The sequence below is a fragment of the Nakamurella sp. GG22 genome (assembly GCF_052976845.2).
Window position 1 is genome coordinate 169,808 of record NZ_JBRIIO020000006.1, and the last position, 22,846, is coordinate 192,653.

General features: G+C 69.0%; 21 protein-coding genes. 11 read left to right on the forward strand and 10 right to left on the reverse strand.

Annotated elements, in window-relative coordinates; translation table 11 throughout:
* Positions 1 to 13 precede the first annotated feature (13 nt).
* From ACVBEQ_RS09200 to pdhA, 3 genes are all read right to left on the reverse strand, one after another.
* Positions 14 to 1,438, reverse strand: a complete 1,425-nt coding sequence (locus tag ACVBEQ_RS09200) for a dihydrolipoamide acetyltransferase family protein (protein ID WP_447152629.1) — start codon at positions 1,436 to 1,438, stop codon at positions 14 to 16.
* Between the two features lie 72 nt (positions 1,439 to 1,510).
* Positions 1,511 to 2,584, reverse strand: a complete 1,074-nt coding sequence (locus ACVBEQ_RS09205) for an alpha-ketoacid dehydrogenase subunit beta (protein ID WP_447152630.1) — start codon at positions 2,582 to 2,584, stop codon at positions 1,511 to 1,513.
* Positions 2,581 to 3,768 (reverse strand): pyruvate dehydrogenase (acetyl-transferring) E1 component subunit alpha, encoded by a 1,188-nt coding sequence (gene pdhA / locus ACVBEQ_RS09210; protein WP_447152702.1) that lies wholly within the window; start codon positions 3,766 to 3,768, stop codon positions 2,581 to 2,583. Before pdhA ends, ACVBEQ_RS09205 begins: the two co-directional genes overlap by 4 nt.
* A gap of 444 nt (positions 3,769 to 4,212) precedes the next feature.
* On the opposite strand from pdhA, the gene ACVBEQ_RS09215 reads away from it, so the two are divergent.
* Positions 4,213 to 4,923, forward strand: coding sequence for an SRPBCC family protein (locus ACVBEQ_RS09215; RefSeq protein ID WP_447152631.1), 711 nt, complete (start codon positions 4,213 to 4,215; stop codon positions 4,921 to 4,923).
* Between the two features lie 118 nt (positions 4,924 to 5,041).
* Here ACVBEQ_RS09215 and ACVBEQ_RS09220 read toward each other — a convergent pair whose 3' ends face one another.
* On the reverse strand, positions 5,042 to 7,009 hold the full coding sequence (locus ACVBEQ_RS09220; protein WP_447152632.1) for a phosphoenolpyruvate carboxykinase (GTP): 1,968 nt from the start codon (positions 7,007 to 7,009) through the stop codon (positions 5,042 to 5,044).
* Between the two features lie 492 nt (positions 7,010 to 7,501).
* Between ACVBEQ_RS09220 and ACVBEQ_RS09225 the strand changes: the two genes are divergently transcribed.
* A complete protein-coding gene (locus ACVBEQ_RS09225; protein ID WP_447152633.1) occupies positions 7,502 to 8,374 on the forward strand; it encodes a class II glutamine amidotransferase in 873 nt (290 codons plus the stop codon).
* A gap of 12 nt (positions 8,375 to 8,386) precedes the next feature.
* Here ACVBEQ_RS09225 and ACVBEQ_RS09230 read toward each other — a convergent pair whose 3' ends face one another.
* The 3 genes from ACVBEQ_RS09230 to ACVBEQ_RS09240 all read right to left on the reverse strand — a co-directional run bounded on the left by ACVBEQ_RS09230 (position 8,387) and on the right by ACVBEQ_RS09240 (position 12,007).
* Positions 8,387 to 9,799: a metallopeptidase TldD-related protein gene (locus ACVBEQ_RS09230; RefSeq protein WP_447152634.1), complete on the reverse strand. Its 1,413-nt coding sequence runs from the start codon at positions 9,797 to 9,799 to the stop codon at positions 8,387 to 8,389.
* A complete protein-coding gene (locus ACVBEQ_RS09235) occupies positions 9,796 to 11,292 on the reverse strand; it encodes a TldD/PmbA family protein (RefSeq protein WP_447152635.1) in 1,497 nt (498 codons plus the stop codon). Before ACVBEQ_RS09235 ends, ACVBEQ_RS09230 begins: the two co-directional genes overlap by 4 nt.
* A 181-nt stretch (positions 11,293 to 11,473) precedes the next feature.
* On the reverse strand, positions 11,474 to 12,007 hold the full coding sequence (locus tag ACVBEQ_RS09240; RefSeq protein ID WP_447152636.1) for a TspO/MBR family protein: 534 nt from the start codon (positions 12,005 to 12,007) through the stop codon (positions 11,474 to 11,476).
* 109 nt (positions 12,008 to 12,116) lie between these two features.
* On the opposite strand from ACVBEQ_RS09240, the gene ACVBEQ_RS09245 reads away from it, so the two are divergent.
* Genes ACVBEQ_RS09245 through trmB form a run of 4 tightly spaced genes read left to right on the forward strand, consistent with a single transcriptional unit; the run spans position 12,117 to position 15,577 of the window.
* Complete coding sequence (locus ACVBEQ_RS09245) at positions 12,117 to 13,445, forward strand: ABC transporter ATP-binding protein (protein WP_447152637.1); 1,329 nt, start codon at positions 12,117 to 12,119, stop codon at positions 13,443 to 13,445.
* Entirely contained in the window at positions 13,442 to 14,188 is a 747-nt protein-coding gene (locus ACVBEQ_RS09250) for a hypothetical protein (RefSeq protein WP_447152638.1), read from the forward strand. The genes ACVBEQ_RS09245 and ACVBEQ_RS09250 overlap by 4 nt, the downstream gene beginning before the upstream one ends.
* Positions 14,188 to 14,631 (forward strand): hypothetical protein, encoded by a 444-nt coding sequence (locus ACVBEQ_RS09255; protein WP_447152639.1) that lies wholly within the window; start codon positions 14,188 to 14,190, stop codon positions 14,629 to 14,631. The genes ACVBEQ_RS09250 and ACVBEQ_RS09255 overlap by 1 nt, the downstream gene beginning before the upstream one ends.
* A 46-nt stretch (positions 14,632 to 14,677) precedes the next feature.
* Positions 14,678 to 15,577, forward strand: coding sequence for a tRNA (guanosine(46)-N7)-methyltransferase TrmB (trmB, locus tag ACVBEQ_RS09260; protein ID WP_447152640.1), 900 nt, complete (start codon positions 14,678 to 14,680; stop codon positions 15,575 to 15,577).
* Positions 15,578 to 15,607: 30 nt separating this feature from the next.
* Here trmB and ACVBEQ_RS09265 read toward each other — a convergent pair whose 3' ends face one another.
* Positions 15,608 to 16,531, reverse strand: a complete 924-nt coding sequence (locus tag ACVBEQ_RS09265; RefSeq protein WP_447152641.1) for an amidohydrolase family protein — start codon at positions 16,529 to 16,531, stop codon at positions 15,608 to 15,610.
* 151 nt (positions 16,532 to 16,682) lie between these two features.
* On the opposite strand from ACVBEQ_RS09265, the gene ACVBEQ_RS09270 reads away from it, so the two are divergent.
* Genes ACVBEQ_RS09270 through ACVBEQ_RS09280 form a run of 3 tightly spaced genes read left to right on the forward strand, consistent with a single transcriptional unit; the run spans position 16,683 to position 18,110 of the window.
* Positions 16,683 to 16,964: a hypothetical protein gene (locus ACVBEQ_RS09270; protein WP_447152642.1), complete on the forward strand. Its 282-nt coding sequence runs from the start codon at positions 16,683 to 16,685 to the stop codon at positions 16,962 to 16,964.
* Between the two features lie 31 nt (positions 16,965 to 16,995).
* Complete coding sequence (locus ACVBEQ_RS09275) at positions 16,996 to 17,514, forward strand: DinB family protein (RefSeq protein WP_447152643.1); 519 nt, start codon at positions 16,996 to 16,998, stop codon at positions 17,512 to 17,514.
* Positions 17,515 to 17,516: 2 nt separating this feature from the next.
* A complete protein-coding gene (locus tag ACVBEQ_RS09280) occupies positions 17,517 to 18,110 on the forward strand; it encodes a GNAT family N-acetyltransferase (RefSeq protein WP_447152644.1) in 594 nt (197 codons plus the stop codon).
* On the opposite strand, the gene bar is transcribed toward ACVBEQ_RS09280, so the two are convergent.
* Positions 18,050 to 19,165, reverse strand: a complete 1,116-nt coding sequence (bar, locus tag ACVBEQ_RS09285; RefSeq protein WP_447152645.1) for a barbiturase — start codon at positions 19,163 to 19,165, stop codon at positions 18,050 to 18,052. The two genes, ACVBEQ_RS09280 and bar, sit on opposite strands and share 61 nt — an antisense overlap.
* A gap of 440 nt (positions 19,166 to 19,605) precedes the next feature.
* Between bar and ACVBEQ_RS09290 the strand changes: the two genes are divergently transcribed.
* A complete protein-coding gene (locus tag ACVBEQ_RS09290) occupies positions 19,606 to 21,015 on the forward strand; it encodes a glycosyltransferase 87 family protein (protein WP_447152646.1) in 1,410 nt (469 codons plus the stop codon).
* Between the two features lie 140 nt (positions 21,016 to 21,155).
* Entirely contained in the window at positions 21,156 to 21,713 is a 558-nt protein-coding gene (locus ACVBEQ_RS09295) for a Dps family protein (RefSeq protein WP_447152647.1), read from the forward strand.
* A 95-nt stretch (positions 21,714 to 21,808) separates the two neighbouring features.
* Here ACVBEQ_RS09295 and ACVBEQ_RS09300 read toward each other — a convergent pair whose 3' ends face one another.
* On the reverse strand, positions 21,809 to 22,774 hold the full coding sequence (locus tag ACVBEQ_RS09300) for a hydroxymethylglutaryl-CoA lyase (RefSeq protein ID WP_447152648.1): 966 nt from the start codon (positions 22,772 to 22,774) through the stop codon (positions 21,809 to 21,811).
* Positions 22,775 to 22,846: the final 72 nt, after the last annotated feature.

Consider the following 22,846-nt stretch of genomic DNA (forward strand, 5'->3'; position numbering starts at 1 on the left):
AGGCCAATGCCGGTCAGAAGGCCAGTGCCAGCCCCGGATCACTGATTAACGCACCGACGTCGGCCAGGAACTGGGAACCCTGCTGCCCGTCCACCACCCGGTGGTCGAAGGACAACGCCAGCTGACACACCTTGCGCACGGCGAGCTGACCGTCCACCACCCACGGCGCATCCTTGATCGATCCCAACGCCAGGATCGCCGACTCGCCCGGACTGATGATCGGGGTCCCGGTGTCGACCCCGAACACCCCGACGTTGGTGATGCTGAAGGTGCCACCGGTCATCTGTGCGGGCGTGGTCGTGCCGGCGCGTGCGGTCGCGGACAGCTCCTGCAGCGCGGTGGCGAGACCCGCCAGATCCAGGGCGTCGGCGTGCTGGACGACCGGTACGAGCAGCCCGCGTGGCGTGGCGGCGGCGATCCCCAGGTTCACGTACTCCTTGACCACGATGTGGTCCTGACCACCGGCCTCGGCGGCGTTCTCGAATACTGCGTTGATCTCCGGGGTACGACGCGCGGCCAGGCAGACAGCCCGCGCGACGAACGCCAGTGGGGTCAGCTTCACCTCGGCGAACTCCGGCCGGCGGCGCAAGCGGTCCCGAAGCTCCATCATCGGCGTGACGTCGACCGTCAGGAATTCCGTCACATGCGGGGCGGTGAACGCGCTGCTGACCATCGCGGCCGCGGTCAGCTTCCGGACCCCCTTGACCGGGATCCGCCGTTCGGGCCCGACCGCACCCGACGTCGTCACCGATCCGGAAGCCGTTGCCGCGGCCGCGTTCTCGACGTCCGTTCGGCTGATCACACCGTCGGCCCTGGTCGGCGTCACGGCTGCCAGTTCGACGCCCAGGTCCTTGGCGAGCTTGCGCACCGGCGGCGCCGCCAGCGGTGCGCGGCCGGACAGGGACGCCGGTGCGGTCGGTTTCTTGTCCTTGTCGTCCTGCATCACCGGGACCGACGACGCGGCCGGGGCGGGCAGGACCACCGGGTCGAGCGCCGCTCCGGACGCCCCTCGACGCGGACGGCGGGAGGTCGACCCGGCCGCCGAGGTGTATCCCACGAGGGTCGCGATCCGGCCGTCCGCCGACACCTCGCCGATCTTCGCGCCGGCCGTCGTGGACGGGCCGGGATCGCCAGGTCGGCCGGCCTGGGCGGCCGCCGCAGCGCCTCCGTTGCCGGGAGATTCCGCGGCGCCGTTAGTCTCCAGTGGGCCGGCGGCAGGATCGGTGTCCACGGTGATGATCGGGGTACCCACCTGCACCGTCACCCCGGGTTCGACCAGCAGTGCATGCACCCGCCCGGCGAACGGTGACGGCAGTTCGACCGCCGCCTTCGCCGTCTCGATCTCCACCATCACCTGATTGACCGTCAGCATGTCGCCGACCGCGACCCGCCAGCTCAGCACCTCCGCCTCGGTCAGCCCCTCCCCTGCGTCCGGCATCGAAAAGGTCTGCAAGCGAACGGATGTCGGGCCCGCTGCGGTTCTCGGCTCTGTCTGTGTCACTACTTCTCCTCAGTACGCGAGCACGCGGTCGACGGCATCCAGCACCTTGTCCAGGTCCGGCAGGTACTCGTCCTCCAACCGGCTCGGCGGGTACGGGGTGTCGAAACCGGCGACCCGGATGACCGGGGCGGCCAGCGAGTAGAAGGCCTCCTCGGTGACCCTGGCCGCGATGTCGGACGTGATCGACGCTTCCCTGGGGGCCTCGGAGACGACAACCATCCGCCCGGTCCGGCGGACCGATTCGAGCACCGGCCCAAGGTCGAGCGGGGAGAGGCTGCGCAGGTCGATGACCTCGAGGGACCGGCCTTCGGTGGCGGCGGCATCGGCCGCGGCCAGCAGGATCGGCATACTCGGTCCGTAGGACACGACGGTCACGTCGGTGCCCGGACGGCGCACGACACTGCGGAACGAGGCCGGCGGCCATTCTCCGAGAGTTCCTCGGTGCAGCGCGATGTCGAGTGGGCCCTTCTCCCAGTAGCGCCGTTTAGGTTCGAAGAACACCACCGGGTCGTCGCAGGCGATGGCCGCACGCAGCATGTCGTAGGCGTCCTGCGGCGTGGAACAGGCGACCACCCGGAGCCCGCCGATGTGGCAGAAGAACGATTCCGGTGCCTCGGCGTGATGCTCGACGGCACCGATGCCGCCGCCGAACGGGATGCGGATCACCATCGGCATCGACCAGGCGCCCTGCGTCCGGTAGGTGATCTTGGCGACCTGCGAGATGATCTGGTCGAAACCGGGAAACACGAAGCCGTCGAATTGGATCTCGGTGACCGGCCGGTAGCCGCGCATCGCGAGACCCACTGCGGTGCCGATGATCCCGGACTCCGCCAGCGGCGTGTCCAGCACCCGGTGATCGCCGAAATCCTTCTGCAGCCCGTCGGTGACCCGGAAGACACCGCCGAGTTTGCCGACGTCCTCCCCCATCACGATGACCTTGGGATCGTCCTCCATGGCGGACCGCAGCGCGGTGTTGAGGGCCTTTGCCAGGGTGCTGTTCGGCGGCGGCGGCGCGGTGCCGAGAAAGCTCTGCAGGCCTTCCGGAGTCGGGCCGCCGGGGCTCGATACCTCAGGCGCGCTCATGCCCGTGCCCCCGTCTGCGCCGCGCCATCATCGGCGAATCCCGCGATGTACCGCAGGTACTCGCGTTCCTGGTCCTCCAGTTGCCCGTGCGGGTGGCTGTAGACGTTGGAGAACATGCGTTCCGGTGGTGGCTTCTCCATCGCGATGCAATGCGCCCGGAACCGGGCGGCCAGCTCGTCGGCGTCGGCGGAGACGCTGTCGAAGAACTCCTGGTCGGCGAGCCCCTGCCGCGACAGATGCGCGCGCACCCGCTCGATCGGGTCGAGCAGCTTCCAGTGCTCCTCCTCGGCGGCCATCCGGTAGCGGGTCGGGTCGTCGGACGTGGTGTGCGCGTCCATCCGGTAGGTGAACGCTTCGATCATCACCGGGCCGTTGCCCGAACGGCACTCCTCCAGTGCCCACCGGGTGACCGCGAGACAGGCCAGCACGTCGTTGCCGTCGACCCGGACACCGGGGAAGCCGTATCCGGTCGAGCGCTCCCAGAGCGGAACCCTGGACTGCTTGGACACCGGCTCGGAGATCGCCCACTGGTTGTTCTGGCAGTAGAAGACCACCGGGGCGTCGAAGGCGGCGGCGAACACCATGCCCTCGTGCACGTCACCCTGGCTGGTCGCGCCGTCGCCGAAGAACGCGATGGTCGCCTCGTTGGAGTCCTCCGGGGCGTCGGTCGAACCGTCCCCGCCGCCGACCGGGGATGCCGACGAGACCGACCCGATGACGCCGTCGAACCGCTGCCCCATCGCGTAGCCGGTGGCGTTGAGCACCTGGTTGCCGATGACGATCGTGTAGCTGTTGAAGCGGGTCGCCCTGGGGTCCCAGCCGCAGTGGTCGGTGCCGCGGAAGATGCCCAGCAGCTGCGTGGGATCGACGCCCCGGCACCACGCCACACCGTGTTCCCGGTACGAGGGGAAGGCCATGTCCATCGGCCGCATCGCCCGGCCGGCGCCGATCTGCGCTGCTTCCTGACCGAGCAGCGGCACCCAGATGCTCAGCTGACCCTGCCGCTGCAGCGCGTTGCCCTCCCGGTCGAACCGCCGGACCATCACCATGTCCCGGTACAGGCCGCGCAGCAGTTCCGCGGTCACCTCGATCGGGAAGTCCGGATGCCCGGTGAAGTCGCCTTCCGGCGTGAGCAACTGGACGAGATCGTCCCCGTGGCTCGTTGCCCGGAGGCCGGCGATCACCTCGGACGGTGTGGGCAGCCCGCGCAGTCCCGCGGCACCGCGGGCGGCGGCTTCGCCGGCCGTTGTCGGGTGTGACGGCTGGATCGGCGGTGGGGGTGGAAGGCCTGCCATGCGCAAACTCCTCACTGACGAATCCGACCCCCGGGATCGCCGGGAATCGGCACCGGCGGTGGCCCTGGTCGATGTCGACCCGCGGGTGCCGTCGGCGGTGACGGTGGCGGCGAACCGGGACCCACGCGGTGGATCGCACCGCGTGCTCCACGGTTCGACACCCCGATAGTGGCACGGAACTTGTCGCTTCTCGACTTCCGCCACGATCGACCCGACCCCGGATCGCTCTCCGACCTGCGGCGTTACCACCCCACGCGGGCTCGGGTGCCGCGACATACGATCGCAGCCTGCCGGCGGATCAGATCGCCCGGCCGGAAAACCCGGAGGTTCGTTGTGGAACTGGAGCACCGGTTCGAGGTCCCGGTCGGCGTCGAAAAGGCCTGGACCAGCCTGCTGGATATCGAGCAGGTGGGTTCCTGCTTCCCGGGAGCCACCCTGGAGACCGTCGAAGGTGACGAGTTCAGCGGCTCGGTGAAGATCAAGCTCGGCCCGATCCGGATGACCTACAAGGGGTCGGCCCGGATCGTGGAGAAGGACCCGGTCGCGCACCGGGCGAAGATCGAGGCGACCGGCAACGCCGGCGGCTCGTCGTCGACGGCGGCGATGATGGTGACGGCGACCGCCACCGCGCTGGCGCCGAACCGAACTGCGGTCGACCTGGTGACCACGCTGTCGTTGACCGGCCGGCCCGCCCAGTTCGGCCGCGGCGTGATGGTCGACGTCGGCAACAAGCTGATCGGCCAGTTCGCCGACTGCGTGTCCACCAAGCTCAGCGGCAAGACCGCCGCCGGCGGCGCGGAACTGATCGATGTGGTGAATCCGGACGAGGTGGCGGCGGAGTTCGTCGCACCCGCGGAGGCCGCGGCTCCTGCCGGGGTCCGGAGTGGTGCCCCGGCGGCGACCGAGTCGTCGGGCGATCTCAACCTGCTGTCCGCCACCGCCGCGCCGATCCTCAAGCGGGTGCTGCCGGTCCTGCTCGGCATCATCGCGCTGGTGCTGCTGCGCAAGCTACTCAAGCGCAGTCCGGCGGACGAGGACGACTGATCCGCCGGAGCGGGTGGCCCCGAGCTGAATCCGCTCGGCTAACAGTCCGTAAACACAACTGACCGCCAGGGCGCAACGCTGGGCCCTGGCGGTCAGTGCTACTGCCGGTTGTTGTCTGTCAGCTCAGGCCCAGTCGCAGCTTGAGTGAGTCGAGCTCGTCCCGCAGTGACGTGGGCACGCTGTCGCCGATCTTGGCGAACCACTCCTCGATCAGCGGCACCTCGGCCTTCCACTCCTCGGGGTGGTAGGCGAGGGCGGCCTCGACCTGCTCGAGCGTCATGTCCAGACCCTCGATGTCGAGCGATCCCGCGGTCGGTACGAGGCCGATGGGGGTCTCGACGGTGCCGACGGTCCCCTCGAGGCGATCGACGACCCACTTCAGCACGCGGGAGTTCTCGCCGAATCCGGGCCACAGGAAGCCACCGTCGGCGTCCCGGCGGAACCAGTTGACGTAGAAGATCTGCGGCAGCTTGGTGGCGTCGGCGCCCTTGCCGAGGTTGATCCAGTGGGCGAAGTAGTCACCGGCGTTGTAGCCGATGAACGGCAGCATGGCCATCGGGTCGCGGCGGACGACACCCACGGCTCCGGTGGCGGCGGCCGTCGTCTCGCTGGACAGTGTGGCGCCCATGAAGACACCGTGCTGCCAGTCCCTGGCCTGGCTGACCAGGGGGATGGTCGTCTTGCGCCGGCCACCGAACAGAATGGCGGAGATCGGTACGCCGTGCGGCTCGAAGTACTCGTCGGCGATGATCGGGCACTGGGTGATCGGGGTGCAGAACCGCGAATTCGGGTGACTGGACGGCTCGCCGGCCGATTCCAGCTTGTTGCCGTTTTCGTCCAGGCCGCTCGGGGTCCAGTCGCGGCCCTTCCAGTCGGTGAGGTGTGCCGGCGGTTCGTCGGTCAGCCCCTCCCACCAGATGTCGCCGTCGTCGGTGAGCGCGACGTTGGTGAACACCGAGTTGCCCTGCGCGATCGTCTTCATCGCGTTCGGGTTGGTGCCCCAACCGGTCCCGGGGGCGACGCCGAACAGGCCGTACTCCGGGTTCACCGCGTAGAGCCGGCCGTCCTCGCCGAACTTCATCCAGGCGATGTCGTCACCGAGGGTCTCGACCTTCCAGCCCGGGATGGTCGGTTCGAGCATCGCGAGGTTGGTCTTGCCGCAGGCGCTCGGGAACGCAGCGGCGACGTAATGGACCTTCTGCTCCGGCGAAGTGATCTTGAGGATCAGCATGTGTTCGGCGAGCCAGCCCTCGTCCCTGGCCATCACCGAGGCGATCCGGAGCGAGTAGCACTTCTTGCCGAGCAGGGCGTTCCCGCCGTAGCCGGAGCCGAACGACCAGACGGCGCGCTCCTCCGGGAATTGGACGATGTACTTGATGTCGTTGCACGGCCACTTGACGTCCTGCTGACCGGGCTCGAGCGGCGCGCCGACCGAGTGCAGCGCCTTCACCCAGGCGGCACCGGCGTTGATCAGCTCCAGGGCCTTGGCGCCCATCCTGGTCATCACCCGCATCGACACGACAACGTATTCGGAGTCGGTGATCTCGACACCCAGCTTGGGATCCTCGGCGTCGTACGGACCCATGCAGAACGGGACGACGTACATCGTCCGGCCGCGCATACAGCCGGCGTAGAGGCCGGTGAGGATGGCCTTCATCGCGGACGGTTCCATCCAGTTGTTGGTGGGACCCGCGTCGGCCTTGTCCACCGAACAGATGAAGGTGCGGTCCTCGACCCGCGCGACATCCGTCGGGTCGGAGGCGGTATGGAAGGAATTCGGCTTCGCGGTGAGCCGGGTGAAGGTGCCGGCATCGACGAGCGCGTCCGTCAGCCGAGTCCATTCCTCGTCGGAGCCATCGCAGAACACGACGCGGTCCGGCCTCGCCAACTCGGCGATCTCGAGGACCCAGGAGAGCAGCGCCGGCGAGGTTCCGCGGGGCGCTCCGATGATCTGCACGCCCGTCGACACCGTTGCCTTGTCGTCGGTACCCGCGGCCGCGGCGGGTGGACCGGACGGGCTGCCGGTCGAAGACGTCGCGTTTGCCGAATTCACGGGCGGGCGGATGACCGCGGTCACATGCACCATCTCCTGGAGAGTGAGGAAGGCCCCAGCAGCCGTTCAGCCTGCGTGGGATGGGGGATGACCGGCACCGCGCTGTGCCGGTCGATTCCGGCGACATTAGCGAGAAAACCCCTTGCGACGCTCAAAACAGCGTGTTGTTCCCGCCACAGAATCGAGAAAGGAACCCGATTATCGACATGATCCAGATCGATGCCTGTTCGATCTTGTTGGATGTCGATAGCTCCTGGTCGAACATGCCACTACCTGCGCAGACTGTCCACCGACGCGGCTGGTGCAGGCTACAACACAAAGGAGATGGCGGTCACAGCGGAAATGCAGGCGATTAACCCGCGCCGAAAACCGCGATTCTGCGGGAATTCAGCGCAGCCTCACCTCACACCGCAATTGTTTGACGGAGCTGCACAGTCCTCCGGGTCGGCGGAGCCCGCGCCGAGCGGCTGCGGCGTCGGCGTGTCAGGCTCGACGCACAGCACGTCGACGATGGGGGGCGCACCGATGTGTCGTCTGTTTGCTCTGCACGCGGGCGCGGATCCGGTCAGCGCCACGTTCTGGCTGCTCGATGCGCCGGACAGCCTGCGCGAGCAGAGCCACCGCGAACCGGACGGCGCCGGGATCGGCGTCTTCGACCCCAAGGGCCGCCCGGTGATCGACAAGCAGCCGATCGCGGCGTGGGAGGACGCGGAATTCGCCCGAGAGGCGCGGGTCGCCCGCAGCCGGACGTTCGTGGCGCACGTCCGGTACGCCAGCACGGGTGCACACACCGCCGGCAACACCCACCCGTTCGCCCAGGACGGCCGGTTGTTCGCGCACAACGGCGCGTTCGGCGGGCTCGACCGAATCGACCGCAGGCTCGACGAATTCGGCTTGCGGAGCCTGGTCGGCGGGCAGACCGACAGCGAGCGGATGTTCGCGCTGATCACCGCGGAGGCGAGACGGAACGGCGGTGACGTCACGGCAGCGATCACCGCTGCGCTGACGTGGATCTCGGACAGTCTGCCGGTGTTCGCGGTCAATCTGTTGCTCGCCACGCCGGGCGAGTTGTGGGCGCTGCGGTATCCGGAGACCCACGAGTTGTACATCCTCGAGCGGCCCGGAACGCCGGAGCATCTCGAGGTCAGGTCACCGCGTATCCGCACCCACTCGCGCGAGCTGTCGGGAGCACCATCGGTGATCGTCGCAAGTGAACCGATGGACGGTGAAACAGGCTGGCGGCTGCTGGATGTCGGTGAGCTGGTGCATGTCGGTGCCGACCTCGCGGTGACCAGCAGCCAGCCCCTTCCGCCAGCGCCGCGGCATCCGCTGACCCTCGCCGACCTGTCGCCGACCGCGGCCGCGTCACAGGGTGCGGCGGCGCAGAAGACGCACTGACCGCCGCCCCGGCTACTGGGCCTTGGACACCGACGACATGTTGAATCCCTCCACCAGCATCGGCGGCATCGCGGAGCGGGTGAACCAGTCACTCCACTCCCGGGACAGCGCCGGGACGGTCCCGCCCACGTCGATGGCCTGCCGCAGCACGTCCAGTGGCGACATGTTGAACCGGAAATTGTTGACGGCGCCGGTGATCTCGCCGTTCTCCACCAGGAACACGCCATCCCGGGTCAGACCGGTCAGCAGCATCGTCATCGGGTCCACCTCGCGCAGGTACCACTGCGAGGTGACCAGCAGACCACGGCGGACCCCGGCAACGAGGTCTTCGGTGCTGCGCCCGTCCTCGCCGCCGGTGAGGATCAAATTCTCTGTCTGCGGGACGAACCGCTCGCCGAACTCCGCGGCAGATCCTCTGGTGTGCAACAGGTTTGTGATGACGCCGTCGGTGAGCAACTCACAACGGCCGATCGGTGCCCCGTTGTCGAACACCGACACCTCGTCACCGGAACTGGACGCGACGACGAAGGGCGACGCCTCGAGGCCGGGGAACGCCGGGTCGCTCACCAGGGTGAACCCCCGTTCGGTGAGCCGCTGCCCGACCTTCGTCCCCCCGCCGGGTGCCGAGAAGGCGGAGCGGCCCTCGTGCGCCGCGCGCGCTCCGGCGCTCCAGGCCAGGAACAGCACGAAATCGGCCACCGCGGTCGGCGGCAGCACCGTGTCGTAGCGGCCCGGCGGAAGATCGACCGAGCGCCGCGCCCATTCCAGCCTGGTCGCCAGATCCGAGGCCACCCGATCCACGTCGATGCCGACGAAGTCGGCCGTCGACACCCCCGACCAGGCGGATCGCTGCAGGTCGGCCGACTTCGCGTTGACCTCCAGCAGCCCGGTGGGCTGCACCCAGCGCAGCCGCAGACCGGTCGACGACCCGAGGTGCGTGGTGGTGCTCTCGTGTCGGGCGAATCCGTAGAGGATCCGGTCGTCCGAGCGGGCGCTGTCGAACGCGGCGCCGAGCGACGGGAGCAACCGGCCGAACACCTCGAACGAGGTCGGTTCCGCGGGGTCCTCGAAGTCGGACGCGGCGGAACCCGGTCCCGGTTCGACCAGCGGCTGCGCATCCTGCGCGCGGCCCGAGCGGGCCGCCGCCCGGGCGGCCTCGTGCGCGGCGGCGACGACCTCGCCGACGGCAGCGGAACTCTCGGCGGCCGCGGCGGATGCGGTGACGGTGCCCGCGGCGCCGTCGACGATTGCCACGACGAACCAGGACAGGGATCGCGAGAGACCGTTGGTGGTCACGGTGTTGTTCGCCCACCGGACGTTCGCCTCGGTGCTGGAGTTGACGACGACGACGCACCCATCGGACTGCGACGCGGCGAGGCCCGCCTCGATGATCTGTTGCGGCGTCAGCAGGCCGGTGCCCGTCATGCCGCTCCCTCCTGCACGGTGTTGAGAATCGAGATACCTCGGAATCTGGCGGCCGGGCAGCCGTGCGAGACGGCCGCGACCTGGCCGGGTTGGCCCTTGCCGCAGTTGAACGCACCGCCCAGCAGGTAGGTCTGCGGGCCTCCCACGCCGTCCATCGCACCCCAGAAGTCGGTCGTGGTGGCCTGGTAGGCGACATCGCGCACCTGCCCGGCCAATTCGCCGTTCCGGATCCGGTAGAACCGCTGGCCGGTGAACTGGAAGTTGTAGCGCTGCATGTCGATCGACCACGACTTGTCGCCCACCACGTAGATGCCGTCCTGCACGCCGGCGATCAGGTCGGCGGTGGTCCCGCCGTCCGGGTCGGGCTGCAGGCTGACGTTCGCCATCCGCTGGATCGGCACGTGCCCCGGCGAGTCGGCGTGGGCGCAGCCGTTCGAGCGGTCCAGGCCGAGCCGGCGGGCGAACACCCGGTCCAGCTGGTACCCGGTCAGGATGCCGCCGCTGATCAGGTTCCAGGACTGACCGGCGACGCCGTCGTCGTCGTAGCCGATCGTGGCCAACCCGTGGTCGACCGTCCGGTCGCCGGTGACGTTCATGATCGGTGATCCGTAGACCAGGCTGCCGAGCTTGTCCGGCGTCGCGAAAGACGTTCCGGCATAGGCCGCTTCGTAACCGATCGCCCGGTCGTACTCGGTGGCGTGGCCGATCGATTCGTGGATCGTCAGCCACAGGTTGGTGGGGTCGATGACCAGGTCGTACCGGCCGGCCTCGATCGACGGCGCCTTGATCTTCTCGGAAAGCTGCGCACCCATCGTGGCGATCTCGGCATCGAAGTCCCAGGTGCCGTCGATCAGGTACTCGTACCCGCGGCCGACCGGCGGGGTCAGACTCGACATCGTCTCGAAGGCGCCGGTGTCGCTGTCGACCGCGGTGGCGGTCAGGGAGGGCTGCAGGCGGACCCGCTGCTGGGTGGTGACGGTGCCGGCCGTGTCGGCGTAGAACTTGTTCTCCTTGACCTGGAACAGGCCGGCGGTGGTGTGCGCCACGCCGTCGGAGGCCAGCAGCCGCTCCGAACGATCGAGCAGCAGTCCGATGCGGTCGGCGGCCGGCACTCCGAACGGGTCCGTGTGGTACTGGCTGACCCACTCCCGGTCCCGGTGCACGGGCTCGTCGGCGCGCTCCACCCGCTCGGCGACCACCCCGGCGAGTGCCCTGGCCACCGCGACGGCCTCCCGTGCGGTGCGCGCTGCCTCCTCGGGCGTTGCGACCACCGACGCCGCGAAACCCCATGTTCCGTCGACGATCACCCGGACGGCGTACCCGGTGGTCACCGCGTCGGTCGCCGACTGCACGGCGGTGTCCCGGATGGTCAGGTCGGCGGTGACGAGGCGTTCGAACCGGAAGTCCGCGAACGAGGCACCCGCGCCGGTCGCGGCGCTGAGCGCGGCGTCGGCGAGGGTACGGAGCGGCAGGTCGGTGAACGCGGGATCCACCCGGTGACGCGGGAAATTGCTCGCTGAAGGCGTCTGAGTTAACGGGGATTCGCTCTGCACGAGTCCGAGCCTAATGGGGGGCCCGACATCCGCCGGTGGCGGCGCCGATGGTCAGTTCGCCACGCTCAGTTCAGGGCTGTCAGTTCGATGCCGTCAGTTCAGTGCTGTCAGTTCAGTGCTGTCAGTTCAGTGCTGCGACACCGGCGTTGAGCGATGTCGCGTACAGCGCCCACAGCAGATACGGCACCATCAGCGCGCCCGCCAGGCGATGGAGCCGGAAGAACGCGACCACGGTGAGAGCCAGGACGACGTCGAGGGCGACGATCACCGCAAGGCCGAGCCACAGTTGCTCGGCGCCGAAGAACAGCGGCGTCCACATCGCGTTGAGCACCAGCTGTGCGGCATACAGCAGCAGCGCCGGCCGGGCGCGCTGCCATCCCCAACGACGCCAGACCAACCAGGCGGCCACCGCCATGGCGGTGTACAGGAAAGTCCAGACCGGTCCGAAAACCCAGTTCGGTGGCGTCCACGGTGGTTTCTCGGCCGCGCTGTACCAACCGTCGACCCCGCTGGTGCTGGACAGGCCCCCGACGAAGGCGACGGCAAATGATGCTGCGAGCAGGCCCACCAGCACCAACCATTGGCGGCCGGTGCCGGCCTCGACATCGGTCTGATGGTGTCGGGTCTGCGCGGTGTTTTTCGAGACGGTGTCCACCCGTTCAATAGTAAGCACGCTGATCTTTCGGCCCCGGGTCCTGCGATAGGTTCGGCACGAGAATGATCAAGGCGACACCACCATCAAACGGCCACCTGGGGGCTGACGGATGATCGAAGCGATCGGACTGACCAAGCACTACGGCAGCACAGTGGCTGTTGACAACCTCTCTTTCACGGTCCAACCGGGGTCGGTGACCGGCTTCCTCGGTCCCAATGGCGCCGGCAAGTCGACCACCATGCGGATGATCCTGGGCCTGGACAACCCCACCAGCGGCACTGCACTGATCGGCGGCCAGCCGTACGTGAAGCTCTCCAAGCCGTTGACCCAGGTGGGCGCCCTGCTCGACGCCAACTGGATCCACCCCAACCGGTCGGCCCGGGCGCATCTGCGTTTCATGGCCGGGTCGAACAAGATCCCGGCGAAACGGGTTGACGAAGTGCTCGACATCGTCGGCCTCACCAGCGTCGCGAAGAAGGCCGCCGGCAAGTTCTCCCTCGGCATGAAGCAGCGGCTCGGGTTGGCGGGCGCACTCCTCGGCGACCCCAAGGTGCTGCTGTTCGACGAACCTGTCAACGGACTCGATCCCGAGGGCATTTTCTGGATCCGCACGTTCATGCGGAACCTGGCCAGTCAGGGGCGCACCGTGCTGGTGTCCTCGCACCTGCTGTCGGAGATGGCGCTGACCGCCGACCACCTGATCGTGATCGGCCGGGGCCGGATGATCGCCGAGGCGTCCACCGCCGATTTCATCGCCCGCTCCACCGTGTCGTCGATCCGGGTGCGCACCCCGCAGCCGGACGACCTCCGCACCGCACTCAAGGACGCGGGTCTCACCTTCACCGAGGCCAACGGGGCGATCGAGGTGACCGGCGCCCCGATCGAGCAGGTAGGCGACGTGGCCGGCCGGGCAGCCGTGACGCTGCACGAGCTCTCGCTGCAGGCGGGCTCGCTGGAGGAAGCCTTCATCCAGTTGACGGGCGACTCCGTCGAGTACGGCACGTCACGCGCGACAGCCGGCGGGCAGGGGGCGTTCCCCGGCGGTGGCGCTCCGATGCCGGTTGCCGGAGTTCCGGGCGGTCCCGGCGGGCCGGGCGGTCTCGCCCAGGGCGTTCCGGCCATGGCGCCGCCACCCGGCTACGGCCAGCCGCCCGGGCCCGGCTACGGACCACCTCCAGGGTACGGACCACCTCCCGGGTACCGGCCGCCGCCGGGATTCCCGCCACAGGGCGCAGGCATGCCGGGTGGCGGAATTCCGCCTGGCACACCGCCCGGACCGCCGCCCGGGCAGCAGCAGTGGGCTCCACCGCCATCAGCACCATCCGCATCGGCACCGCCTGCATCAGCACCGCCCGGATCACCGCAGGCCGCGCCATCGCAGGCCACACCATCGCAAGCCACCCCGCCGGCCGCTCAGCAGGAAGGTGGCTCGCGATGACCCTGCTCAACGTCGAACGCATCAAGCTGTTCTCCACCCGCTCGCCCTACTGGTGCCTGGTGGCCATCGCCGTTGCGGCGCTGGGGTTCTCGACCCTGTTCGGGCTGATCGACCGGGGCTCCGCCGCTCTGCCCTATCTGGTGCTCCGTGGGGTGAATCTCGGCCTGAGCATCTTCATGGTGCTGGCGGCGCTCTCGGTGACCACCGAGTACCGGTTCGGCACGATCCGCAACACGTTCCTCGCCGTTCCCCGGCGGCCGGCGGTGCTGTTCGCGAAGACCGCGCTGCTCGCGCTGATCGGCGCTGTCGTCGGGTTGCTCGCCGCCTTCGGTGCTTTCTACCTCGCGAAGTTGCTGGCCACGGATCCGCCGGTGCCGCTGGAACTGACGACCGCCGACGACTGGCGCCAGGTCGCCGGATACGGGGCCCTGTTCGCGATCGCCGGGGTGATCGCCGTCGCGGTGGGCACGATCGTGCGGCAGTCCGCCGGCGCCATCGCGATCCTGCTGCTCTGGCCCATCGTTCTGGAACCGCTGATCGGGGTCATCCCCACGGTGGGCAAGGCCGGACCGTGGCTGCCGTTCACGGCCGGCGACCGCTTCGTCACGCCGACCACCGGGATCAGCAACCTGTTCCAGCCCACGGCAGGGCCGACACCGGTGCAGGGCCTGCTGGTCTTCGCCGGCACGGCCGTGCTTCTCTGGTTGATCGCACTGGTGCTGTTGCAGCGAAGGGACGCCTGATGGGTGAACTGCGGGACCGGTTCGGGTCCGCCCGGCATCCGGACCGGGCGGTCGAGCACAGCCGGCCGCCCGGCGCCGACGATGCCACCGTCGACGCCGTCGGCAAGATCTCCGCGGCGTTCGAGGTGGTGGAGAACGCCCGGGGCCTGCTGTACGAGTTCCACCGGATGTCAGGAGAGGCCGACCTCGCGCTCCAGGAGGCGCTCGCCGCCCTCCGCAAGGCCGGCCATCAGGAACTCGCAGCCGAGATCGACGACGTCCTGGTCGGGCGGGACGTCGTCGGGGACATGTGGACCTTCCAGATCGTCGAGTCCTACGACGAGCAGTACTGGAGAGCGTTCCAGGCGGTCGACGAACTCGTCCGCCAGCAGCTGTCGGGCGGGTCCAAGCACGTCTTCGAGGCGGAGATGAAGCAGCGCGAGCAGACCGAAGGCGCCTCCTGAGGGTTGGGTGCGCCCAACCCCTCCGGTCGCAAGTACGGTGCTCGGCATGCCGGAATCGCCGATCGCCATCGCACCGGCCGATACCGCCTCGGTCGACATCGCCTCAGCGGACACCGCTCCGGTGGACCTCGCTCCGGTGGACCCCGCTCCGGTGGACCCCGCTCCGGTGGACACCGCCCCGATGGTTGCCGCCGGCAGCACCCAAGCCCGTACCGTCCACACCATGTCGGAATCCCGGATCGTGACGAGCGATGCGGCCGACGGTCTGCCTGCGCACTTCCGCCGGGTCGTCAGCTTCCACCCGCGGGGCGGCAGGCTCAACGCGGTCCAGCGGAAGGCCTTCGAGACCCACGCCGACCGTTGGTACCTCGAGGCGGCGGAGCTCACCGAGCCGATCGACGGCGACGCCCTGTTCAGCCGGCGGGCCGGCCTCGTGCTGGAGATCGGGTCCGGGATGGGTGAGGCTACCGTCGGGATGGCCGCGGCCCGCGGCGAGGTGAACCTGCTCGCTGTCGAGGTCTACAAACCCGGAGTTGCCCAGACGCTGCACCACCTGAGCCGTGCCGGTTTGCACAACGTGCGGGTCCTACGCGGTGACGGTGTGCAGGTACTGACGGATCTGGTCACTCCCGGCAGCCTGGCCGAGGTGTGGCTGTTCTTCCCCGACCCGTGGCCGAAGACCAAACACCTCAAGCGCCGGCTGGTGACCCCGGACTTTGCCGCCCTCGTCGCGTCACGGCTGCGGCGCGGCGGCACCTTCCGGCTGGCCACCGACTGGGCGCCGTACGCGGAGAGCATGCTCGCGGCCTGCACCGCGACCAAGGGTCTGCGCAACGCGCACGCCGGCTGGGCTCCCCGACCCGACTTCCGGCCGAGGACCCGGTTCGAGCGGCGCGGGCTTGCGGCCGGGCACGACATCTACGACCTCGAATTCACCCGGCGGTAGTGCCGACCGGAGCTGCCGCGCGCGACGGGTCTACCCGGCCAGGTAGACCCGCTCGGCGGTGCCCGCGAGATACTCGTGTACCGCGGCAGGTTCGAGGCGCGCGAGCGCGGACCGGGTCGTGTCGAGGAGATCTCGGCAGGTCCAGAGCAACCCGTCGACCGGCAGGTGGCTGGCGAACATGCACCGGTCAGCACCGAAGATCTCGACCGCGGCCGCAAGCCACGGGCTGACCGACTCGCGGTCGGTCCCGAAGATCAGCGCCAGCCCTTGGAGTTTCAGCACCACATTGCGGTGCTCGCCGACCGCGCGCAGGTTGTCGCGCCAGCGCTCGAAACCGGCCGGGCTGCGGTCCAGCGGCCAGCCCGCCGCTTCCAGCACGATCGGCACCTCGGGAAAGGCGTCCAGCAGCCGGGTCGCCTGCGGGAGTTGCTCGGCGTAGAGCAGTAGATCCCAGACCAGGCCCTCGCCGGCGACGCGTTCGAATCCGCGCAACCAGTCCGGGTCCGTTAGGAAGTCCGGTCGGGCACCGAGCCGGGTGAGCGGGTCGTCGGACCAGTACAGCGGTTGCCGGACGGCGCGGACGACGGTCAGGTCGCGGTAGCGGGCCAGCAGGTCGGGCAGTCGCGGCGAGGTCAGATCCGTCGCGGCGATGAAAGCGTCCGGGCTGCCCGTGGTGTCGTGGCAGTGCTGGATCCACCGCGCCTCGGCCCACGGATCCTCGGCTCCGAACTCGCACGCGACCACACCGGTGATGCCGGTGCCGGCAACAGCGTCCCGGTAGTCCGCCGGTCCGAAGTCGCGTGCGATGTCGTAGTAGTTCGCCAGCAGTGACGTCAGCGCCGGGCTGCGTTGTTCGATCCACCGGTACGTCAGTCCGATCGGGTCGAGGAAATGGGCGTGCGCATCGATGACGACCGGGACCTGCTGCTCGACTCCGGAGCCGTGGGCTGTCATCGTGCATTTCTCCCCTTCGGCGCTGTGCGAGTCGCGCCGAATGAACATCAACGCGCGCTTCGTTGGCCGCCCGGCGAACACGTGGCGACTGGTTGCCGTCGGCCGCACCGGCCCACCGGTCGCGGCTGATTCTGTCAGTAGCGTGATCCGCGTGCCTCTGGACAACGCGACCACACGCATCTACCGGCGCACCGACTCCGGCACGCTGATCGGATTGCTCCCCGAATTGCGCCGGCTGGCCAAGGCCGCCCTCAAGGAACGAGACCGGGTCGAAAACGCCGCTGGAGAGGTCGACGCCCAGTACGCCGCCGACCTCGCCGCCTACGCCGCCGCGACCCTCGAGCGGGAGGCCTGGATCAGGACCGAACTGAAGGACCGGCTGCTGCTGCCGGTCTGGCCCGGGGAGGGCAGGGCGTTCGAGAACGACGGTTGATCACCTGCGGGGCACTGGGATGATCAGCCGCATGAACGATCAGCCGCCACTCGCCCCGGACGAGCTCGTCGCCACCGCCGATGAACGGCAGACCTTGGCCACGATGCTCGACTGGCACCGCTCCGTCGTCGTCAAGAAGGCATCGAATATCGACGATGCCGCGGCGCAGCAGCGGTGGGTGCCGTCGCTGACAACTCTCGCCGGAACCGTTCGGCATCTGACCGGCGTGGAGCGGGAATGGTTCCAGGAGGTCATGGCGGAGCGGCCCGCCGCGGATCTGCCGGCCAACAGTCGAGGCGATGACGCCAGCTGGGTCGTCCAGTCGGGCGAGACGGTGGCCGGCCTGATCGCGGAATACATCGCCGCCTGCGAGGAGTCGCGGGAGATCGCCGCACGCCTTCCGCTCGACCACAGCGTCCCGCACCCGAGACTGCGCCGGGTCAATCTCCGCTGGGTGTACGTGCACATGATCGAGGAGACCGCCCGGCACGTCGGTCACATGGACATCCTGCGCGAGCTGACCGACGGCTCCACCGGCGTCGACGGCTGACGATGCGGCTGGACCGGCACGCCGGGATCGTCGACGAGACGCTGGCCCGCGACCTGCTCGGGATCCAGCACAGGGCGTACGCCGTGGAGGCGGCACTCATCGGCGACGACCGGATTCCGGCGTTGCACGAGACGGTGCCGGACCTGGTTGCCGCGAACCTGCACTGGTGGGTGGCTGTCGACGACGATCCGGGGGACGACGACGATCCGGGGGACGACGATCCGGGGGACGACGATCCGGGCGGCGACGATCCGGGCGGCGACGATCCGGGCGGCGACGCCAGGATCCTCGGCGCCGTCGGCTACACCGACGGGACGATCGTCGACATCGATCGGCTGATCGTCGACCCGGACGTTTTCCGGCGTGGGGTCGGACGCGCGCTCGTCGAGAGAGTGCTGTCCGTGGCTGCCGGCCGCCCGGTCGAGGTCTCCACCGGTGCGGCGAACGTCCCCGCACGTCGGTTGTACGAGCGCATCGGCTTCCGGTGGGTGGACGAGATCGAACCGGTGGCCGGCCTGCGGGTGAGCCGGTACCGCTACCCGGCAGAGCCGAGGTCGACGATGGCCGCGACCGGTCCGCCGCCGTCCGGCCCCTGATGCGCGGCGGAGACCGACACGAACGCCGCCGGATCGCCGGTCACCGCGGCGGTCACCCCGCCGACGCAGGCCTTGATCTGCCGGTGCCAGTGGACGTCGGAATCGTCCAGCATCGCGTTTCGGCGGCCGCGGACCTGGCCGTCCTGCGACGCCTCGCACTTGAGGAAGACGTTGACCAGCCTGCCGTCCAGGTCGGAGGTACGCGGGCGCTCGGGCAGGTCGAGACCCGCGTTGCGGATCGCCTCCCAGATGCCGTCCGCGTCCAGCGCGTCCTTCATCACCGAGTGGCCGATGCGGTAGCGGCCGCCGATGCCCGTCGCATTGCCGACGACGACCACCTGCGCCCTGTCGAGTTCCACGCCTGACGAGCACGACGCCACCGCCGAGTAGATGGACCGGTCGTGCATGACGTCGGCATCGGTCGGCATGCCGATCTCGCCGAGCGCAAACGCGACGCCCAGGGCGGTGGTGCCGTTGGACAGGTCCATGGACTCGTGGGTGTGCTCGGTCCACACCGACTGCCCGCGCGACTTGGCGTCCTGAATGGTGGTGATGGTGAGCAGCGGCGTCTTGGTCTGGACGTAGTGCACGTCCGCCGGATCGGTGATCCCGGCCCGTTCCATCGCGACCCGGACGGCGTCTGCGACCTTGGTGATCATCGCGACCCGGCCGATGTCCTCGGGCAGCAGGGTGTCGCTCATGGCGAACCCGACGGTCAGCCGCGGTTCGTCGGAGGCGGGAACACTGCCGGCGGGCACCGTCGCGAACACCGTCGCGTGCGGTGACAGCACCCCGTCGGTCCCGCCGGACCAGACGATCGGGATCTGGGCGACGTCGTCGGCCGTGCGGGTGCCCTTCGCGACGATGACTTCGCGGAACGCACGGTCGGCGATGATCCGCGTGTAGTCGTTGACCCCGCCGTTGCCCTCGGTCTTGCCGATGACCGCGACGATCCGGTCTGCGTCCAGCACCCCCGTGTCGATCAGGGCGGTCAGTTCGCTGGCGTCGGACACGCTGTGCAGCGGGATCTTGCGGACCTCGATCGGCTCCGGCACGGTGATCTCCTTCTTATCGGCCTGGCAGTGACCGTACCGACCGGATCGGGCCGACCGACCCGTCAGGTCGACCGCCGGGAGCGGCGCCGATTCGCTGGCGCGCCTATTTCGTCCGTTTCGCCGGACGTGAGTTCGCTCACCCGCAGAATGCCCGGGCCGCTCTCCCGCTCAATCCCGAGCACCGTTAACCACCATTCTTTGACCATTCCTTTACTCGCAGCAGTTCCGCGCGCGCAACGGCCGACAGCGGCAAAGTGACTGGCTCCGAGGATGTGTGGGTGTCGGCGGCGAACACGAGAAGGCAGGTTAGGTCATTCGCACAACAAGATGCGGCACTGCACCCGGACGCCGCCGAACGCATCGCGACGTGAACGCGCGCCGTGTACCGAAATGGTCAAAGCTGTTACGAAAAAATGGTATCTACTGCGATAATCGTCGGTGTGACGACTCCCGAAAGACCCACCGTGACCTCGATGCGGGTGGTCCGCTGGTGGGACTCCCTCCCCCGCGCGACCCGCATCGTGATGGTGGTGTTGCCGGTCACCGTCGCCGCATTCGCCTCGTGGGTGTTCGGCGAGATCATGGGCCAGCACCACTCGCAGTTCGACCTTCGGCTGTACTACGACGCGATCAACTACTGGCAGACCGGGCACGACCTCTTCTCCTACGCCCAACCGGACGCCGTCAACATCTCCCTCGGCTTCACCTATCCGCCGGTCGCGGCGCTGTTGATGTGGCCGATGTCGGTGCTCGCGTATCCCGTCGTGCTGGTGATCTCGCTGGCCGCGATCCTGGGCTCCGGCGCCGTCTTCGTTTATCTCGTGCTCCGCGAGCGGCTTCGGCTGCCCAAGCCGCTGCTGTTCGCGGTGGCGGGGGTCGCCACCGCGTTTGCCTTCACCCTCGAGCCGTTCCGGCAGACGCTGTCCTTCGGGCAGATCAACATCTACCTCGGCGTGCTCGTCCTCGTCGATCTGCTGGTGCTCGGGCGCCGGGGCAGCAAATGGACGGGGGTCGGGATCGGCCTCGCCACCGCCATCAAGCTCACGCCCGGCATCTTCATCGTCTACCTGCTGGTGGTCGGCCGGTGGCGGGCGGCGGTCACCGCGATCGGAACCGTCATCGCGGCCAACCTGATCAGCGCGGTCATCGCGCCGGTCGAGACGTGGCGTTACTTCACGTCGCTGATGTGGGAGACATCCAGGGTCGGTTTTCTCGACACGACCATGAACCAGTCGGTCAACGGACTGCTCGCCCGGCTCGATGCGCCGCTGGCCCCCGGTCGGCTTCCGTGGCTGATTCTGGCCGGTTCTCTCGCCGTGTTCGGGCTCTGGCGCGCGCGTCGCGCTGCCCTCGCCGGCGACGAGTTGGCCGGGCTGACGCTCGCCGGCCTGGTCGGCGTCCTGGTGAGTCCGGTCAGCTGGGTCCACCACATCATCTGGGTGTTCCCTGCGATGGTGCTGCTGGCCATCAGGCTGGTGTCGGGCATCCGGGCCCTCGCCGACGACAACAGCGGGTACAGCTCGTCGGATCGTGCGCTGACCGGCCGGATCGCGTCGGTGGTGGGCTATTCGGTGCTGATGACGGCCGGGCTGGCGATCTGGTGCACGCCCACCGCGTCGCTGATGCACGTGCGCGACGGCGACTACGACGCCGGCGGCGCGCTGTTGGCCTTCGCCGGGAGTGTTCAGCTGCTCTGGCTGATCGTGGCGCTGTTCGTGCTGCCGATCCATCACCGCGTGACAGCACCGGCCCCGACCCCGGCGCCGCCCCCTGCGCCCGCGCGGGCGGCGAACCCCGAGACGCCGGCGAAGATCGTGCTGCCGATCCAGCGGGGTAGCGAGCTGAACTGACCCATCGCTCCTCCGTTCGCGGACGTCGCGGTGGTTGTCCGCCGACAGCGTCCTTCGCTCCGCACAACAGGCTGTGTCAGGCGGGGGATGGCGGGGAACTGGTCCGAGGGTAAAGAGCCCATGACGGACTGGAGATTCCTATGACGATGCCCAAGTACACCGTTCCCTCGCTGACCGTCGAGGAGGGCGCCGAGGTTGCCGGCGTGCTGCAGGACCGCCTGAACGCGTTGAACGACCTTGCCCTCACGCTCAAGCACATCCACTGGAACGTCGTCGGGCCGCACTTCATCGCCGTTCATCAGATGCTGGATCCGCAGGTGGACGCGGTGCGCGCGATGGCGGACGAGGCCGCCGAACGGATCGCCACGCTGGGCGCGGCGCCGGTCGGCACACCCGGCGCCCTGGTCAAGCAGCGTTCGTGGGACGACTACTCGGTCGGCCGGGACGACGCCATCGCGCACCTCGGTGCCCTGGATCTCGTCTACCAGGGCGTCATCGGCGACCACCGGGAAGGCGCTGACAAGGTCGAGGAGTCCGATCCGGTCACCAATGACCTGCTGATCGGTCAGCTGCGGCAGCTGGAGCTGTTCCACTGGTTCGTCCGGGCGCACCTGGAGTCGTCCTCCGGGAACCTGTCCACCAACGGGGCCTCGACCGAGAAGTCGGCTGCGAAGCGTGCGGACGCAGCTTCCAACTGACCAGCTTCCAACTGACCAGCTTCCAACTGACCAGCTTCCAACTGACCAGCTTCCAACTGACCAGTATCGAACGGACCGGTTTCGAACTGACAGCCCTACCCCGGTCGGCGCACTCCGGATCGTTCGACTCCTGATCGCCCTAACGACCGTGCCGGACCGCCCGCCCGGAACATCGAGCTCGGCAGCGCATGCTGCACCGCCTTCTCGGTGACCGCGGCGGCGTCCAGCACGGCCTGTAGGTCGATCCCGGTGTGCACGCCGGATTCGGACAACCAGTAGAGCAGTTCTTCCGTCGCGATGTTGCCGCTGGCGCCCGGCGCGAACGGACATCCGCCCAAGCCGCCGACCGAGGCGTCCAGCTGGGTGACGCCGGCCAGCAACGCCGCCAGCGCGTTCGCCTGGCCGGTGCCCCGGGTGTCGTGGAAGTGCACGCCCAGATCGACGCCGGGGACGGCCGACCGAACTGCCTGGATCAACTCGGTCACCCGCCGGGGTGACGTGGTCCCGATGGTGTCGCCGAGGCACAGCCGGTCGGCCCCGAGATCGACGGCACGCCGCGCCACCGCCACTGTTCGCTCCGGCGGTGTCCGGCCGTCAAACGGGCAATCCCACGCGACGGCGATCACCACCTCGCAACTGCCGCCTGCCTGATGGCTGACGGCCGCGACGTCGGCGACCTGTGCCAGCGCTTCGTCACTGGTCCGGCCGACGTTGGCCAGGCTGTGGCCGTCGGCGGCGGACACCACGTACTCCAGGTCCTTCAGCCCGGCGGCCGTCGCCCGCCTCGCCCCGTTCGGACTCGCGACCAAGGCCGACCAGGACACGTCCGGCCAGCGGTGCAGCTCGCCGGCCACCCGCTCCGCGTCGGCCATCGCCGGCACGGCACGCGGTGAGACGAACGCCGTCGCCTCGATCCGCCGGACCCCGGTCGCCGCCAGCGCGGCGATCATCGCCTGCTTGTCCTCCCAGTCGAGCGGGTCCTCGAGTTGCAGGCCGTCACGCAGTCCCACCTCGCGGATATCCACGGCGGCCGGCAGGTCCAGGAGCGACGTCGGTGTCATGCCCCAGATTGTGCTCGCGCCGCCGAGGGACATGCCGCCGTGTCTCCACCGTGTAACGGCTTCCGCGGCATT

Bases quoted from the DNA above. Each gene is read 5' to 3' on its own strand.
- ACVBEQ_RS09200 (WP_447152629.1), bottom strand. From the start codon at position 1,438: ATGCCGGACGCAGGGGAGGGGCTGACCGAGGCGGAGGTGCTGAGCTGG.
- ACVBEQ_RS09205 (WP_447152630.1), bottom strand. From the start codon at position 2,584: ATGAGCGCGCCTGAGGTATCGAGCCCCGGCGGCCCGACTCCGGAAGGC.
- ACVBEQ_RS09220 (WP_447152632.1), bottom strand. From the start codon at position 7,009: ATGGTGCATGTGACCGCGGTCATCCGCCCGCCCGTGAATTCGGCAAAC.
- ACVBEQ_RS09225 (WP_447152633.1), top strand. From the start codon at position 7,502: ATGTGTCGTCTGTTTGCTCTGCACGCGGGCGCGGATCCGGTCAGCGCC.
- ACVBEQ_RS09230 (WP_447152634.1), bottom strand. From the start codon at position 9,799: ATGACGGGCACCGGCCTGCTGACGCCGCAACAGATCATCGAGGCGGGC.
- ACVBEQ_RS09245 (WP_447152637.1), top strand. From the start codon at position 12,117: ATGATCGAAGCGATCGGACTGACCAAGCACTACGGCAGCACAGTGGCT.
- ACVBEQ_RS09250 (WP_447152638.1), top strand. From the start codon at position 13,442: ATGACCCTGCTCAACGTCGAACGCATCAAGCTGTTCTCCACCCGCTCG.
- ACVBEQ_RS09255 (WP_447152639.1), top strand. From the start codon at position 14,188: ATGGGTGAACTGCGGGACCGGTTCGGGTCCGCCCGGCATCCGGACCGG.
- trmB (WP_447152640.1), top strand. From the start codon at position 14,678: ATGCCGGAATCGCCGATCGCCATCGCACCGGCCGATACCGCCTCGGTC.
- ACVBEQ_RS09265 (WP_447152641.1), bottom strand. From the start codon at position 16,531: ATGACAGCCCACGGCTCCGGAGTCGAGCAGCAGGTCCCGGTCGTCATC.
- ACVBEQ_RS09275 (WP_447152643.1), top strand. From the start codon at position 16,996: ATGAACGATCAGCCGCCACTCGCCCCGGACGAGCTCGTCGCCACCGCC.
- ACVBEQ_RS09280 (WP_447152644.1), top strand. From the start codon at position 17,517: ATGCGGCTGGACCGGCACGCCGGGATCGTCGACGAGACGCTGGCCCGC.
- ACVBEQ_RS09295 (WP_447152647.1), top strand. From the start codon at position 21,156: ATGACGATGCCCAAGTACACCGTTCCCTCGCTGACCGTCGAGGAGGGC.
- ACVBEQ_RS09300 (WP_447152648.1), bottom strand. From the start codon at position 22,774: ATGACACCGACGTCGCTCCTGGACCTGCCGGCCGCCGTGGATATCCGC.